This window comes from Clostridium sp., assembly GCF_030532265.1.
Classification (GTDB): Bacteria; Bacillota; Clostridia; order Clostridiales; family Clostridiaceae; genus Clostridium.
This window is the reverse complement of sequence record NZ_JAUNLM010000003.1, coordinates 1-15,024: the sequence shown is the minus strand read 5'-3', so window position 1 is coordinate 15,024 and position 15,024 is coordinate 1. Positions and strand designations below refer to the sequence as shown.

16 protein-coding genes and 1 tRNA gene are annotated in these 15,024 nt (G+C 28.1%); 12 read left to right on the top strand and 5 right to left on the bottom strand.

The annotated features are described in order from the left end of the window. The first annotated feature begins 45 nt into the window (after nt 1-45). Entirely contained in the window at nt 46-699 is a 654-nt protein-coding gene (locus Q4E08_RS01705) for a single-stranded DNA-binding protein (protein WP_303127495.1), read from the top strand. A gap of 40 nt (nt 700-739) precedes the next feature. Here Q4E08_RS01705 and dapD read toward each other — a convergent pair whose 3' ends face one another. After that, entirely contained in the window at nt 740-1,450 is a 711-nt protein-coding gene (gene dapD, locus Q4E08_RS01700) for a 2,3,4,5-tetrahydropyridine-2,6-dicarboxylate N-acetyltransferase (RefSeq protein WP_303127492.1), read from the bottom strand. 155 nt (nt 1,451-1,605) lie between these two features. Between dapD and Q4E08_RS01695 the strand changes: the two genes are divergently transcribed. The 8 genes from Q4E08_RS01695 (at nt 1,606) to Q4E08_RS01660 (ending at nt 10,026) form a co-directional block, all read left to right on the top strand. Further along, nucleotides 1,606-2,142: a cob(I)yrinic acid a,c-diamide adenosyltransferase gene (locus Q4E08_RS01695; RefSeq protein ID WP_303127491.1), complete on the top strand. Its 537-nt coding sequence runs from the start codon at nt 1,606-1,608 to the stop codon at nt 2,140-2,142. Further along, nucleotides 2,142-3,278 (top strand): pyridoxal phosphate-dependent aminotransferase, encoded by a 1,137-nt coding sequence (locus Q4E08_RS01690; RefSeq protein WP_303127490.1) that lies wholly within the window; start codon nt 2,142-2,144, stop codon nt 3,276-3,278. Before Q4E08_RS01695 ends, Q4E08_RS01690 begins: the two co-directional genes overlap by 1 nt. Before the next feature lie 519 nt (nt 3,279-3,797). Further along, nucleotides 3,798-4,724 carry an ABC transporter permease gene (locus Q4E08_RS01685; RefSeq protein ID WP_303127489.1) on the top strand — a complete coding sequence of 309 codons (927 nt, stop codon included), beginning with the start codon at nt 3,798-3,800 and terminating at the stop codon, nt 4,722-4,724. 13 nt (nt 4,725-4,737) lie between these two features. Beyond that, on the top strand, nt 4,738-5,679 hold the full coding sequence (locus Q4E08_RS01680; protein ID WP_303127488.1) for an ABC transporter permease: 942 nt from the start codon (nt 4,738-4,740) through the stop codon (nt 5,677-5,679). 13 nt (nt 5,680-5,692) lie between these two features. Continuing rightward, nucleotides 5,693-6,712 (top strand): ABC transporter ATP-binding protein, encoded by a 1,020-nt coding sequence (locus Q4E08_RS01675; protein WP_303127487.1) that lies wholly within the window; start codon nt 5,693-5,695, stop codon nt 6,710-6,712. Further along, nucleotides 6,699-7,682: an ABC transporter ATP-binding protein gene (locus Q4E08_RS01670; protein ID WP_303127485.1), complete on the top strand. Its 984-nt coding sequence runs from the start codon at nt 6,699-6,701 to the stop codon at nt 7,680-7,682. The genes Q4E08_RS01675 and Q4E08_RS01670 overlap by 14 nt, the downstream gene beginning before the upstream one ends. A 74-nt stretch (nt 7,683-7,756) precedes the next feature. Next, nucleotides 7,757-9,448 carry a peptide ABC transporter substrate-binding protein gene (locus Q4E08_RS01665; protein ID WP_303127484.1) on the top strand — a complete coding sequence of 564 codons (1,692 nt, stop codon included), beginning with the start codon at nt 7,757-7,759 and terminating at the stop codon, nt 9,446-9,448. Nucleotides 9,449-9,534: 86 nt separating this feature from the next. Then, nucleotides 9,535-10,026, top strand: coding sequence for a GNAT family N-acetyltransferase (locus tag Q4E08_RS01660; protein WP_303127482.1), 492 nt, complete (start codon nt 9,535-9,537; stop codon nt 10,024-10,026). A gap of 39 nt (nt 10,027-10,065) precedes the next feature. Here the strand turns inward: Q4E08_RS01660 and dapB are convergent, their stop codons facing one another. The 3 genes from dapB to Q4E08_RS01645 are packed head-to-tail and all read right to left on the bottom strand — an operon-like array spanning nt 10,066 to nt 12,717. Next, nucleotides 10,066-10,821 (bottom strand): 4-hydroxy-tetrahydrodipicolinate reductase, encoded by a 756-nt coding sequence (gene dapB, locus Q4E08_RS01655; protein ID WP_303127480.1) that lies wholly within the window; start codon nt 10,819-10,821, stop codon nt 10,066-10,068. Between the two features lie 11 nt (nt 10,822-10,832). Beyond that, the gene (gene dapA, locus Q4E08_RS01650; RefSeq protein ID WP_303127676.1) at nt 10,833-11,705 is read right to left on the bottom strand and encodes a 4-hydroxy-tetrahydrodipicolinate synthase; all 873 of its coding nucleotides are present in this window, start codon (nt 11,703-11,705) and stop codon (nt 10,833-10,835) included. 22 nt (nt 11,706-11,727) lie between these two features. Then, on the bottom strand, nt 11,728-12,717 hold the full coding sequence (locus Q4E08_RS01645; protein WP_303127478.1) for an aspartate-semialdehyde dehydrogenase: 990 nt from the start codon (nt 12,715-12,717) through the stop codon (nt 11,728-11,730). 202 nt (nt 12,718-12,919) lie between these two features. On the opposite strand from Q4E08_RS01645, the gene Q4E08_RS01640 reads away from it, so the two are divergent. From Q4E08_RS01640 to hslO, 3 genes are all read left to right on the top strand, one after another. Then, entirely contained in the window at nt 12,920-13,171 is a 252-nt protein-coding gene (locus tag Q4E08_RS01640; protein ID WP_303127476.1) for a small, acid-soluble spore protein, alpha/beta type, read from the top strand. 92 nt (nt 13,172-13,263) lie between these two features. Continuing rightward, the gene (locus Q4E08_RS01635; protein WP_303127474.1) at nt 13,264-14,010 is read left to right on the top strand and encodes a class I SAM-dependent methyltransferase; all 747 of its coding nucleotides are present in this window, start codon (nt 13,264-13,266) and stop codon (nt 14,008-14,010) included. A gap of 3 nt (nt 14,011-14,013) precedes the next feature. Next, nucleotides 14,014-14,895 carry an Hsp33 family molecular chaperone HslO gene (gene hslO / locus Q4E08_RS01630; RefSeq protein WP_303127472.1) on the top strand — a complete coding sequence of 294 codons (882 nt, stop codon included), beginning with the start codon at nt 14,014-14,016 and terminating at the stop codon, nt 14,893-14,895. Between the two features lie 37 nt (nt 14,896-14,932). On the opposite strand, the gene Q4E08_RS01625 is transcribed toward hslO, so the two are convergent. After that, nucleotides 14,933-15,007 (bottom strand) — tRNA-Cys (locus Q4E08_RS01625). Nucleotides 15,008-15,024 lie beyond the last annotated feature (17 nt).

Here is a 15,024-nt window from a genome sequence, read left to right as displayed (position 1 = left end):
TAAAATTTATAAAATACTTAATTATAAAGGGAGAGAGGGGTTACAATGGATAACTTAATGTTAAACAACAAAATTTATCTTGAAGGAAAGGTAGTTTCAGAATTAGAGTATAGTCATGAAATGTATGGGGAAGGTTTTTATACTTTTAATCTAGAAGTTCAAAGATTAAGTGATTCAACAGACTTACTTAATATAACGATTTCAGAAAGATTATTAGCTGATTTTGATGTAAGCTTAGGAAAAGACGTTATAGTTGAAGGACAATTAAGATCATACAATAAATTTGTAGATGGTTCTAATAAACTTATACTTACTGTATTTGCTAGAAATATTGAACCATGTATAGAAAAAAGCAAAAATCCAAATGAAATATATTTAGATGGGTTCATATGTAAAGAACCAGTATATAGAACTACACCATTTGGAAGAGAAATAGCAGATGTTTTACTAGCTGTTAACAGAGCATATAATAAATCAGATTATATTCCAACAATTGCATGGGGAAGAAATTCAAGATTTTGCAAGAGTTTAGAAGTTGGAGATAATATTAAAGTATGGGGTAGATTACAAAGTAGAGAATATCAAAAGAAAATATCAGAAACAGAAGTAGTAAAGAAAATTGCTTATGAAGTTTCAATTTCTAAAATGGAAAGAGTAAAAAAAGATGAGGTTTGTGAGCACGAAGAAGGTGCAGTTTAATATTAAAAAAAGGTATTTGAAAATTCAAATACCTTTTTTATTATTTTCTTAAATCATCAAGAAGTTGAGTTTTATCTTTTGTTTTATCATCAACTGATTTAATTATTTTAGCTGGAGAACCTGCAACAACAACTCCATCTGGAACATCTTCAGTAACAACAGATCCAGCTGCAACAACAGAACCTTTACCAATTTTAACGCCTTCTAATATAACTGCATTTGCTCCAATTAAAGCATTATCTCCAATTTCGCATGGTGATTTGCTAGGTGGTTCTAAAACACCAGCAACAACAGCACCGGCACCTAAGTGAACATTTTTTCCAAGTTTTCCACGAGCACCTATTACAGCATTCATATCAACCATTGTTCCTTCACCAATTTCAGCTCCTATATTAATAACAGCTCCCATCATAACAACTGCATTTTTACCAATTTTAACTCTATCACGAATTATTGAACCTGGTTCGATTCTAGCTTCTACTTCAAGAAGATCAAGCATTGGAATTGCTGAATTTCTTCTATCATTTTCAACTCTAAAGTGTTTAATTAAATGCTTGTTATCTAAAACAACTTTTAGTATTGAATCAGATTCACCTGCTAATATGTAAAATCCATTAGCACCATACCATTCTATATTTTCTAAGTTTGCTTCGCTTAAGTCACCATTTATATAAACTTTAACAGGTGTTGACTTTTTAGATTCTTTTATAAATCTAGCTATTTCATATGGATCAGTTAAATTATATTCCATAATATCATCCTTTCTAACAGTTACTATTATTTATAAATAACAAGTTAATTATAATAAAAAAAGTTTAATAATAAAAGAGTTTAGAGTAAAAAAGAGTAATATTTGCTAGTATTAAAAGTTTAATGTAAAATATTTTTAATAAGGAGATGATAAGTTTGAAACTAAGTGAAGGATTTGTTCAGATATATACAGGTGATGGAAAAGGAAAAACTACAGCAGCAATAGGTCAAGGGATTAGAGCTTATGGAAATGGTTTAAAGGTTATTATGATTCAATTTTTAAAAAGTGGAGAAACAGGAGAACTTCAAACAGTAAAAGAGCTTGGAGAAAATTTTGAAATTTTTAGATTTAAGAAGAGAAGGGGTTTCGTTTGGACTTTAAGTGAAGAAGAAAAAGAAGAAGTAAAAAAGGAAGTTAAAGCTTCTTATGATTTTCTTTTAAGTCTTTTAGAAGATGATAGATGTGATGTTCTAATTATTGATGAGATAATGGGAGTATTAAAAAATAAATTTTTAACAGTTGAAGATGTTATAAATATAATTGATAGAAAGAGAAAACATGTAGAAATAATAATGACTGGTAGAAATGTACCAAAAGAAATAGTTGAAAAAGCAGATTTAGTAACTGAAATGAAGTTAGTTAAACATTATTATCAAAAAGGTATTCCAGCTAGGAAGGGGATAGAGTTTTAATGAATAATAAAGTACTAGGAATAGAAATATCAGGAATAAGAAAATTTTATAATAAAGTAAAGAAAGTTGATGGAGCTATATCATTAACTCTTGGTCAACCGGATTTTAATACACCTAAGGTTGTTAAAGATGGAATTAAAAGAGCTATAGATGAAAATAAAACTGTGTATACTGAAAATGCTGGAATAATGGAATTAAGAGAGGAAATAGCAAAATATTTAAATGGTTTAAACATTAAATATAATAGTAACAATATTTGCATTACTGTTGGTGGAAGTGAAGCAATATTTGATTGTTTTATGGCACTTTTAAATAATGGGGATGGAGTTCTAATTCCAAACCCTGCATACCCAGCTTATGAAAGTATTGTGAAAATGATTGGTGGGAAAGTTAATAATTATGAGTTAGATGAAAACTTTAATATAAATATAGATAATTTAATAAATAAATATAAAGAAACTAAAAGTAAATATTTAGTATTGTCTTTTCCAACAAATCCAACTGGAGCTATTTTAAATAAAGAATTAAGAGATAAGCTAGTAGAGTTTATAAAGAAAGAAGATATTATAGTAATTACAGATGAAATATATGCTTCAATTATATATGATACATATTATTCAGTAGCTCAAGATGAATCTATATTAGATAAAATAATATATATAAGTGGGTTTTCTAAGATGTTTTCAGCAACTGGTCTTAGAATTGGATATATAGCTTGTAAAGAAAAAATAATGGATGAGATAATGAAAGTTCATCAATATGGTGTTTCATGTGCTCCATCTATTGTACAATATGGTATGATTGAAGGATTAAAATATGGATTTGATGATGTTATATTTATGAAAAATGAATTTTTAAGAAGAAAAAATTATGTAGTGGAAAGATTAAGAAAAATGGGAGTAGATGTGAATAATCCAAAAGGTGCATTTTATGTTTTTCCATCTATAAAAAAATTTAATTTAACTTCAGAAGAGTTTTGTGATAAATTGCTTGAAAAAGAAAAGGTTGCCTGTGTACCAGGAACAGCTTTTGGAAGTAACGGTGAAGGTTATATTAGAATATCTTATTGTTATTCAATGGAAGAATTAGAAATAGCACTGAATAAAATAGAAAATTTTATTAATAACATAAAATAAATAATATATAAATTTTATAAAAAATACGTTTGTTATACAAAAAGTAACAAACGTATTTTTATTTTGAAAAAAATTAAAATGAAGGAAAGATTAAATTTTACTTCAAAAAGTCTAGTTAATACTATAAATTTTCTTTATTTTTAATATAAAAAATAAAAGTTAAAAAATTAAACTTTCAAAATGTTTGTTTAATGCGAACAAAAATAAAGAAATGTATTTAAAAAAGAATAGTAAAATAAAAAAAGTTTTTTACAAATATTTCAATAAAAACGATAAAAAAAAGATATTTATTTTATTTAAATTTTATCCATAAATTAACAGTATAAGCTAAAGTAAACGTATTCAAAAAGATAAAGGGGTTTTGAGTTAATATTAAAAATATTGATATATTATTGATAAGTTAATAATAAATTACTATAAAAATTGTTATAATAAATTAGCAAAATGACTATATATAATATAATTAATAACAATAAATAAATGTAAAAAATATTACAAAAATAGAATGGAGGGGGTAAAATGCTAAAGTACATAGGAAAAAGAATTTTTACTAGTATTTTAACAATATGGGCAGTTGTTACTATAACATTCTTTTTGGTAAGGGCAATGCCAGGAGGACCATTTGATGGTGAAAAAGTAACACCTGAAATGAAGGTTATATTAAATGAAAAATATGGATTAGATAAACCGTTAAGTGAGCAGTATGAAATCTATATGAAAAATTTATTAAAAGGTGATTTAGGTGAATCAATGCAGTTTAGAGGAAGGGAAGTAAAAGAAACTATAAAATACTCATTTCCTAAATCAGCAAAACTTGGAGTTGTTGCAGTAGTTTTCTCTTTAGCAGTTGGAACTTTACTTGGAATAGTATCAGCATTAAAATCAGGAAAATTACCAGATAAATTATGTATGTTTATATCTACTTTAGGCATAACAGTACCTAGTTTTGTAATAGGTGCAGTACTTATATATTTTTTTACTGTTGAATGGAAGTTACTACCTGCAGTTGGATTGAAGGGGCCAAGTAGTTATATTATGCCAGTTATTGCGCTTGCAGGAAGTTCAATGGCATTTATAACAAGACTTACAAGAAGCAAATTAATTGATGTATTAAAGTCAGATTATATAAGAACAGCCAAAGCTAAAGGCTTAAGTAGCAAAATTGTTATATTTAAACATGCTTTGAGAAATTCACTTATTCCAGTTGTAACTTATTTAGGACCACTTATAGCATCAATTTTAACAGGATCATTTGTAGTTGAAAAGATATTTGTTGTACCTGGGCTTGGAAATGAATTTGTATCAACTATAACAAATAGAGATTATACTTCCTTACTTGGAGTAGTAGTGTTTTTCTGCACATTAATTGTAATAAGTAACTTATTAGTTGATATATTATATGTAATCATAGATCCAAGAATAAAATTGGATGATATTGAAGGATAAAGGAGGCAGATTTATGGAAAATTTAGAATTTGATAAAAGTATGTTTACTCCTGTATCGCAAGAAGAAAAAGCTTTCGAAAAAAATATAAGACCAAGTGTTGGTTATTGGAGTGATGCTTGGAGAAGGTTAAAGTCAAATAAGGTAGCATTAATTTCTTTAATAATTATAATTGCTTTAGTTATACTTGCAATAGTAGTTCCTATAGTATCTCCTTTTAAATATGATTCTCAAAATTTAGCATTAAAGGACTTGGGGCCTAATAAAACTAATTTCTTCGGTACAGATAAACTTGGTAGAGATTTATTTGTAAGAGTTATGATGGGGGCAAGGTATTCATTAGTTATTGGTGGTGCAGCAGCTATTATAAATCTTTTTATAGGAGTTATATATGGTGGAATATCAGGTTTTTTTGGTGGAAAGATTGATAATATAATGATGAGAATAGTTGATTGCCTTTATTCAATTCCAACAACTATATATGTTGTAATTATAATGGCTGTATTAAAAGATACTGCATTTGATAAAACAGGAATACTTAGTATTATATTAGCTCTTTCTATATCATATTGGGTTGGAATGGCAAGAATAGTAAGAGGAGATATTCTTCAATTAAAGCAACAAGAATTTGTACTTGCGGCTAAAACATTAGGGGCATCTAAAAAAAGAATATTATTTAGACATTTAATACCAAATTGTATGGGGTCAATAATAGTTACCATGACTCTTTTAATTCCACAAGCTATTTTTACTGAAGCCTTTTTAAGTTTTATAGGATTAGGCCTTAATGCTCCTCTTGCATCATTGGGGACTTTATGTAATGATGCAATGCCAGCTATATATACAAATCCTTATCAGCTATTCTTCCCAGCAGCAATGATATGTTTAATAATACTTTCGTTTAATATGCTTGGTGATGGATTAACAGAAGCGTTAGATCCAAAGCATCAAAGATAGTAGGAGGAAAAATATGAGTAAATTATTAGAAGTTAAAAATTTAAAAACCTCCTTTAAAACACATTTAGGAGATGTAAAAGCAGTAAGAGGAATTTCTTTTTATGTTGATAAGGGAGAGGCAGTAGGTATAGTTGGTGAATCAGGATGTGGAAAATCTGTGTCTATGATGTCAATTATGAAATTATTATCAGAAAATGCAAATATAGAATGCGATGAAATTTTATTTGATGGAGATGATATTAGTAAATATAAAGAAAAAGATATGGAACAAATAAGAGGAAATAAAATTAGTATGATATTTCAAGATCCTATGACTTCTTTAAATCCTTTATATACTATAGGAACTCAATTAACTGAACATTTAATTAAACATAAAGGATTATCAAAAAAAGATGCGTGGACTAAAGGAATAGAAATATTAGATTTAGTTGGTATTCCTAGTCCTGAAAGTAGAATGAAACAATATCCTCATGAATTTTCAGGCGGAATGAGACAAAGAGCAATGATTGCAATAAGTCTTATATGTGAGCCAAGTCTTATAATAGCTGATGAACCTACAACAGCATTAGATGTTACAATTCAAGCACAAATATTAGACCTTATGAAAAATTTAAAAGAAAAACTAAATACATCTATAATACTTATAACTCATGATTTAGGTGTTGTTGCAGATCTTTGTTCAAGAATTAATGTAATGTATGGAGGGGTAATAGTAGAAACAGGAAGTGCTGAAGATATTTTTTATAGAAGCAAACATCCTTATACATGGGGATTATTAAATAGTGTTCCTAATCCATTGAGTGAACTTAGAGAAAAATTAATTCCTATAGAAGGACAACCACCTGACCTTTTAAAACCACCAACAGGATGTCCTTTTGCAGAAAGATGTAAATATACAATGAAAATTTGCTTAGATAAAAAGCCACCATTATTTAAATTGGGAGAAAATCATAACTCAGCATGTTGGCTATGTCATGAAAATGCACCTAAAGTTACATCAGAAATAGAGGTGAAGCAATATGGGGAAAAATAATGATATTATTTTAGAAGTTCAAAATCTTTGTAAATATTTTCAAGCTAGCAAAGGGATTTTTTCAAAGAAAAGTTATGTAAAAGCAGTTGATAATGTATCTTTTTTTATAAAAAGAGGAGAAACGTTAGGCTTAGTTGGAGAATCAGGATGTGGAAAAACTACAACAGGTAGAACTATATTAAAGCTATATGAGCCAACAAGTGGAAAAATAATTTTTAATGGAGAAGATATAACAAATAAATCTGAAAAAGAAATGATAGCTTTAAGAAGAAAAATGCAAATGATATTTCAAGATCCATATGCATCGTTAAATCCAAGAATGACAGTTGGAGATATAGTTGGTGAAGCTATTGATATTCATGGATTATATAAAGGAAAAGAAAGGGAAAATAGAATAAGATATTTACTAGATAAAGTTGGATTAAATGGAAGCCATATAAATAGATATGCACATGAATTTTCAGGTGGACAAAGACAAAGAATAGGAATTGCTAGAGCACTTGCAGTAGAACCTGAATTTATAGTTTGTGATGAACCAATATCAGCACTTGATGTTTCTATTCAAGCTCAAGTTATAAATATGTTAGAGGAACTTCAAGATGAACTGGGGCTTACTTATCTATTTATAGCTCATGATTTATCAATGGTTAAGCATATATCAACACATATAGGAGTTATGTATTTAGGTCAAATGGTTGAAAAAGGTCCTAGTGATGATGTTTATTTAAGGCCAAAGCATCCATATACTAAAGCTCTTTTATCAGCAGTACCAATACCAGATCCTAAAATTGCTAAAGAAAATAAAAGAATAGTACTAACAGGAGATATACCATCTCCAATAGACCCTAAACCAGGATGTAGATTTTGTGGAAGATGTATTTATGCCAAAGATATATGCAGTAAGGTAGAACCATCTATCAAAGAAGTGGAAAAAGGACATTTTGTTTCTTGTCACTTATTTAATAATTAATAATATAATATTAAGATAATTTATTATCTAATTGATAATTTAATTATAACTCTATATAAAAAGGGGGATAAAAAATGAAATTAAGTAAAATCAAAAAGCTTTGTGCTGTAGCATTAGCTGTAGCGTTAAGTGCATCTGTTTTTGCTGGATGTGGAGGTTCAAGTGATCAAGGTAATGGGGGAAATAGTGAAGCGGTAGAACAAAAAATTACTTATAATGTTGGAGCAGTTGTAGAAACTATTGATCCAGCTTTAAATACAGCTGTAGATGGATCTACTATAATTGGAAATGCATTTGAAGGATTAACTAGATTAGATGAAAATGATAAAGCTATACCTGGAGTCGCTAAAGAATGGAAAATATCAAATGATGGATTAACTTATACATTTAATTTAAGAGATGATGCCAAATGGTCAGATGGTAAGCCTGTTACAGCAAAAGATTTTGCATATGCATGGAAAAGAGCACTTTCTAAAGAAACAGCAGCAGAATATGCATATCAACTTTATTACATTAAAAATGCAAAGGAATTTTATGAGGGTAAGGTAAAAGAGGATAAACTTGGAGTTAAAGTAATAGATGATAAAACTTTAGAAGTAACTTTAAATTCACCAACTCCTTATTTTATAGAACTTATGTCATTTCCAACTTATATGCCAGTAAGAGAAGATATAATAAAAGAGCATGGTGATAAGTGGACAAATAAGCCTGAAACCTATGTATCAAATGGACCTTTTAAATTAAATGATTTTCAAATGAAGGATTCTTATACTTTTATTAAAAATGATAATTATTGGAATAAGGATAACGTAAAGCTTGAAACATTAATTTATAAGATGGCTATGGATGAAACAAGTTCATATGCATCATTAGAATCAGGGGATTTTGATATTATAAGTAATGTTCCAACTGAAAGAATAGAAGATGGGAAGGCGAGTGGATTAGTACAAATTTATCCGAATCTTGGAACATACTTCTTATGTGTAAATGTAAATAATGAATTTGATAAGTTAGATAAAGAAGTTCAAAAGGTACTTTCAGATAAGAAGGTTAGACAAGCACTTTCTTTAGCTATAGATAGAGTTTCTATAGTTGAAAATGTTACTAAAGCAGGTCAAGTAGCATCAGCTAGTTATGTTCCAGAAGGAATAAAAGATTCAAATGGAAAGGATTTTAAGAATAATAAGTTTGACCCAACAAAACAATCAGAAAATGTTGAAGAAGCCAAGAAGCTTTTAAAGGAAGCAGGATATGCAAATGGTAAAGGTATTCCAACTATAGAATTAATGTATAATTCAGAAGGTGGTCATAAAGCTATAATGGAAGTTGTTCAACAAAATTGGAAAGAAATTGGGGTTAATGTAGAACTTAAAAATCAAGAGTGGGCAGTATTTTTAAATACAAGACAAAATGGTCAATATGAAATAGCAAGACATGGTTGGTCTGCAGATTATATAGATCCTATGACATTTTTAGATATGTGGATTAGTGGAAATGATGGAGATAAAAATAGTTGGGGAAATAATGATTCACATTTTTCAAATAAAGAATATGATGAGTTAATTAAAAAGGCAAAGGTTGAAGCTGATAATAATAAAAGATTTGAATTAATGAAAAAAGCAGAAGAAATATTACTAGAAGAAATGCCTATAATTCCATTATATGATTATACTAAAGTATATGGAATTCAATCATATGTTAAGGGTTATCAATCATCATCACTTGGACAAATTTATTTTGATAAATCATATGTAGAAGCTCATTAATATAAAAAAGGAAGCAAGGAGATATAATTCTTGCTTCTTTTTTATATATATAAATATAAAGCGTTTATTATAAGGAGGTCTAATATTTGGAAATAAGAAGACTTAATAGAAGATATTATAAAAAGCTTCATAAACTTTTTTATAATTTAGATAAAGAAAGTGAATTTCTGCTATTTGAAGAAGGAGAAAGAAAAATAACAGAAGAAGAAGTTCATAAAATGTTATCAAGTAGCTTAGAAGATTTAGTTTTTATTGGGGCATTTGATGGTGAGGAACTTATAGGTTATTTAAGTTCTTTTAGAGGTAAGTACAATAGAATAAGACATGTATCTTATAGTGTAGTTGGAATTAGAAAAAAATATAGGAGCAAAGGAATAGGAAGAAAATTATTTGAAGAATTATTTATTTGGGCATATGAAAATAATATAAAGAGACTTGAATTAACTGTAGTTTGCAATAATATTATTGCAATAAATTTATATAAAAAAGTTGGATTTAAAGTTGAAGGGTTGAAGAAAAGAGCTATTTTCAAGGATGGGCTTTATTATGATGAATATTATATGAGTAAGTTATTATAAAAAAATAGGCAAATAAAAAATTGCCTATTTTTTTGAAATTTATAATCCTATAACATCATTCATATCATATAGTCCAGGTTCTTTTATATTGCTCATATATTCACAAGCTTTTAAAGCTCCAACAGCAAATACATCTCTTGATATTGCCTTATGAGAAAGTTCTATAACTTCTCCAGTACCAGCAAATATTACATCATGATCTCCGACAATTGAACCGCCACGTATAGCGTGTATACCTATTTCTTCTTTTTCACGTTTGTGCTGTCCTTCTCTTCCATATACATATTTAGTATCATCTTTTAAAGAATCCTTGATAGTATCAGCTAAAAGAAGAGCTGTTCCACTTGGAGCATCTACTTTTTGATTATGATGTTTTTCTATTATTTCTATATCGTAGTTTCCGTATAATAAAGGAGCTACCTTTTTTAATAAAGAATTTATTAAGTTTATTCCAAGAGACATGTTAGCAGATCTAAATAATGGCAAGCTTTTACTTTTTTCATCTATAAGTTTTAAATCATCTTCTGAAAATCCAGTTGAACATATAACAAGAGGTTTTTTAGTTTTTTCAGTAAGTTTTAATAAGCCTTTTAATGCATCAGCTCTTGAAAAATCTAATAAAACATCATAATCAATATTTACTTCAGAAGGAGAAGAAAATATTTTTATATTAGAATTTTCTTTTGGAAATTTATCTATACCTGCAACTATATCAATGTCTTTAAAATCTTTTGCTACATTACATATAACAGTTCCCATTTTTCCGGATATACCATTTATTATTACTTTAGTCATTTAAAATCTCCTTAGATTAATTTATATTTTTTTAGGGTATTTTCTAATTGATTCTTTAAAGCATCATCCATTTCATATAAAGGAAGTCTTAAAGGACCAACTTTAAATCCCATTAAGTTAAGAGCAGTTTTAACTGGGATAGGGTTAGTTTCTAAGAAAAGTGAATTAGCAAGAGTTAAATACTCTAATTGCATTTTTGAAGCATCATGACACTTTCCATCCAAATACATTCTTGTCATGTTATGAGTTTCTTTTGGAATTACATTTGCAAGAACAGAAATAACACCTTTTCCGCCAAGAGACATAATAGGGATTATTTGATCATCATTTCCTGAATAAATATCTATTCTATCTCCACAAGCTTCTGCCATTTTAGCAACTTGACTTAGATCACCACTAGCTTCTTTTATAGCAACTACATTATTTAGCTTGCTTAATTCTTTTAAAGTATCAGGAGTAATGTTCATTCCTGTTCTACTTGGTACGTTATAAAGAATTATAGGTATATTTATAGCGTTATTTATAGATTCAAAGTGCTTTAAAAGACCTTTGTGATTAGTTTTATTATAATATGGAGTAATTACAAGTACTGCTGAAACTCCAACACTCTCAGCATATTTACTCATTTCGATAGAAGCTTTTGTATTATTAGAACCAGTACCTGCAATTACTGGAATTCTTCCGTTTATAGTATCAACTGTAAATTTTATTACTTCTTTTTTCTCATCTAATGTCATTGTAGTTGCTTCACCAGTAGTACCACATATTATTATAGAATCAGTACCTTCCTTAACGTGCCATTCTAAAATTTCTTTTAATTTATCATAATCCACGCCTGTTTCTGTAAATGGTGTAATTAAAGCAACACCAGATCCTTCAAAAATTGACATAATAAAATCCTCCAATCTATTTATTGTTTATTATTAATTCAGCAATTTGAACTGCGTTTAATGCAGCACCTTTTCTAATGTTATCAGCTACAACCCAAAGGTTTAAACCATTATCAACACTAAAATCTCTTCTTATTCTTCCAACAAATATTTCATCTTTGTCAGACGCCTCAAGGGGAGTTGGGTATACAAGGTTGTTAACATCATCACAAACCTTAACTCCAGGTTGATTATCTAAAACAGTAACTATATCTTTTAAGTCAAATGGTTTTAAAGTTTCCACATTTATACTTTCGCTATGAGAATTTAATACAGGAACTCTAACTGTTGTAGCAGTTATTTTTAAATCATCAAGATGAAGGATTTTTTTAGTTTCATTTATCATCTTCATTTCTTCCTTAGTATATCCATTTTCTAAAAATACATCTATGTGAGGTAATACGTTACCAAATATAGGTTTTGGGAATTTTTTAGGGGCTATTCCTTGAACACCATTTTCTAAATCTTCAATAGCTTGCATACCAGCACCTGAAACAGCTTGATAAGTAGAGTATATAACTCTTTTTAATCCGTATTTATCATTTATAGCTTTTAATACAGGCATAGCTTGTATAGTTGAACAGTTTGGATTAGCTATTATTCCGTTATTCCACTTTATATCCTCAGGATTCACCTCAGGAACAACAAGAGGTACTTTAGGATCCATTCTCCAAGCACTACTGTTATCAATTACTATAGCACCATTTTTAGCAAATACAGGAGCGAAAGTTAAACTAGTATCTCCTCCAGCTGAAAATAGAGCAAAGTCAATTTTTTTTGATAATATATTTGAATCACAAGTTTCTTCTACAACATACTCTTTTCCTTTGAATTCTATCTTTTTACCTGCAGATCTTTTTGAAGCAAAAAGATAAAGATTATTTATAGGAAAATTTCTTTCCTTTAAAATACTTAGCATTTTTCTACCAACATTTCCGGTAGCACCGACTACTGCGACATTATACAATTTAATCCCTCCAATTTTATATATCTATTCAATATATGTATACAATAACTATAAATATTTATTAAAAAAATATCAAGTTTTATAATAAGAAATAAATTTAAAATATACATTATTAAAAGAGTCTTAATAAATATATTAAGGATATATACATTATTTTAATATAATTTGGATAAAATAATTTTAAAGAATGGAGGGATTTAATTTGAGTAAAACGCCTTTAAAAAAAATTATAAAATCTAAATTAAAATCTAATAGAGAATTAACAGAAGCTGAAAAACTTAGAGAAAAAATAAAATATGAAATAGCAGAAGAATTAGGTCTTAAAGATAAAGTTGATGAAGGTGGATGGGGCTCATTAACTGCTGAAGAAACAGGTAGAATTGGAGGTATAATGACTAGCAGAAAGAAAAAGCTACATATACCAACAAATGATCAAATATTAGGTAGAAGGTAAATCCTCATAAATTGTAATTAATTAGTTTGACTAAATTTATAAATAATTATAATATAAGTTATAATGTTTATATAAGTGAATGGGGGAATATTATGGCATATGGAGAGTTTGCTAAAATATATGATGAATTAATAAATGAAGATATTAATTACGATGAAATAGCCTGTAGAGTTAAAGAATTATTATCTAAATATAAAATTAATAATGAAGATTATTTAGATTTAGCATGTGGTACAGGAAACGTTTCTTTAAGATTAGCAAAAGAGTTTAAAAATTCTTTTGCAGTTGATTTATCAGAAGATATGCTTAGAGAAGCTTTTGATAAATTCAAAAAAGAGCGTATTAAAAGTAGAATTGTATGCCAAGATATGACAGAGCTTTCTTTAAATCATAAATTTGATCTTATTACCTCTGTTTTAGATTCAACAAATTATATATTAGAAGATTCTGATATTGAAAATTATTTTAAAAGTGTTTATAATCATCTGAAAGATAATGGTATATTTATATTCGATATAAATTCATATTATAAACTTTCTACTATATTAGGAAATAATATTTATACATATAATTCAGAAGATGTTTTTTATTCATGGGAAAATACTTTTGAAGACGATATTACAAGTATGTATTTAACATTTTTCATTAAAGATGGGGAGTTATATGAAAGATTTGAAGAAGAGCATTTTGAAAGAGCTTATAAAGAAAAATTTATAGAAGATCTTGTTCATAAGACTGGATTTTGTATATTAGATAAATTTGAAGGATATACAGATAAGGCGGTTTCAGATTTATCTGAAAGAATATTATATGTAGTTAAAAGGAATATGGAGGGATAGTACATGAAAGATAAAATAATAAGAGGTACAGCTAAAGATGGAATGGTTAGATTCATAGGGGGTATAACTACTAATTTAGTAAATGAAGGAACAGCACTTCATGAATGTACACCAGTTGCATCAGCAGCTCTTGGAAGAATGCTTACAGCTGCATCATTAATGGGAGTTCAACTAAAATCAGAAAAAGAAGCAATAACTTTAAGAATGAATGGAGGAGGACCGGTTAATGGAGTAACGGTTACTGCTCATTCAAATGGAACTGTTAAAGGATTTATTGGCAATCCAAAAGTTGATATTCCATTAAAAGAAAATGGAAAACTTGATGTAAGTGGAGCTATTGGAAAAAATGGATTATTATATGTTATAAAAGATATGGGTCTTAAAGATCCATATGTTGGACAGGTTCCTATATATACTGGAGAAGTTGCAGAGGATTTAGCTTATTATTTCACTGTATCAGAACAAACACCATCTGCAGTTGCACTTGGAGTTTTAGTAGATAAAGATTTATCAATAAAGGCAGCAGGTGGATTTATAATTCAAATGATGCCAGATGCAGATGAACTTTTAGCTGATGTTATAACATATAGACTTCAAGATATGAAACCTATAACAGCACTTATAGAAGAAGGAAAAACAATTGAAGATATTATAAAAGAAATATTTGAAGATATGGATCCTAAAATATTAGAAGAAATTGAACCAGAGTATAAATGTGATTGTTCAAAAGAAAGAATAGAAAAAGCATTAATAAGTATTGGATCAAAAGATTTAAATGAAATATATGATGAAGGAAAAGATGAAGAAATAGTTTGTAATTTCTGTAACAAAAAGTATAAAATAACTCATGATGAAATTGGAGAATTAATTGAAAAAATTAAATAGAAATAAAAAAGGAGAACTTATAGTTCTCCTTTTTTATTGGAGGCGCCACCCAGATTTGAACTGGGGAATAAAGGTTTTGCAGACCTCTGCCTTACCACTTGGCTATAGCGCCTTATAATTAAATTATAT

Excerpts from the sequence above, each read along its gene's own strand:
- Q4E08_RS01665 (WP_303127484.1), top strand. The coding sequence starts at position 7,757 with ATGAAATTAAGTAAAATCAAAAAGCTTTGTGCTGTAGCATTAGCTGTA.
- Q4E08_RS01635 (WP_303127474.1), top strand. The coding sequence starts at position 13,264 with ATGGCATATGGAGAGTTTGCTAAAATATATGATGAATTAATAAATGAA.
- Q4E08_RS01685 (WP_303127489.1), top strand. The coding sequence starts at position 3,798 with ATGCTAAAGTACATAGGAAAAAGAATTTTTACTAGTATTTTAACAATA.
- Q4E08_RS01705 (WP_303127495.1), top strand. The coding sequence starts at position 46 with ATGGATAACTTAATGTTAAACAACAAAATTTATCTTGAAGGAAAGGTA.
- Q4E08_RS01680 (WP_303127488.1), top strand. The coding sequence starts at position 4,738 with ATGGAAAATTTAGAATTTGATAAAAGTATGTTTACTCCTGTATCGCAA.
- Q4E08_RS01670 (WP_303127485.1), top strand. The coding sequence starts at position 6,699 with ATGGGGAAAAATAATGATATTATTTTAGAAGTTCAAAATCTTTGTAAA.
- Q4E08_RS01690 (WP_303127490.1), top strand. The coding sequence starts at position 2,142 with ATGAATAATAAAGTACTAGGAATAGAAATATCAGGAATAAGAAAATTT.
- hslO (WP_303127472.1), top strand. The coding sequence starts at position 14,014 with ATGAAAGATAAAATAATAAGAGGTACAGCTAAAGATGGAATGGTTAGA.
- dapB (WP_303127480.1), bottom strand. The coding sequence starts at position 10,821 with ATGACTAAAGTAATAATAAATGGTATATCCGGAAAAATGGGAACTGTT.
- dapD (WP_303127492.1), bottom strand. The coding sequence starts at position 1,450 with ATGGAATATAATTTAACTGATCCATATGAAATAGCTAGATTTATAAAA.
- Q4E08_RS01675 (WP_303127487.1), top strand. The coding sequence starts at position 5,693 with ATGAGTAAATTATTAGAAGTTAAAAATTTAAAAACCTCCTTTAAAACA.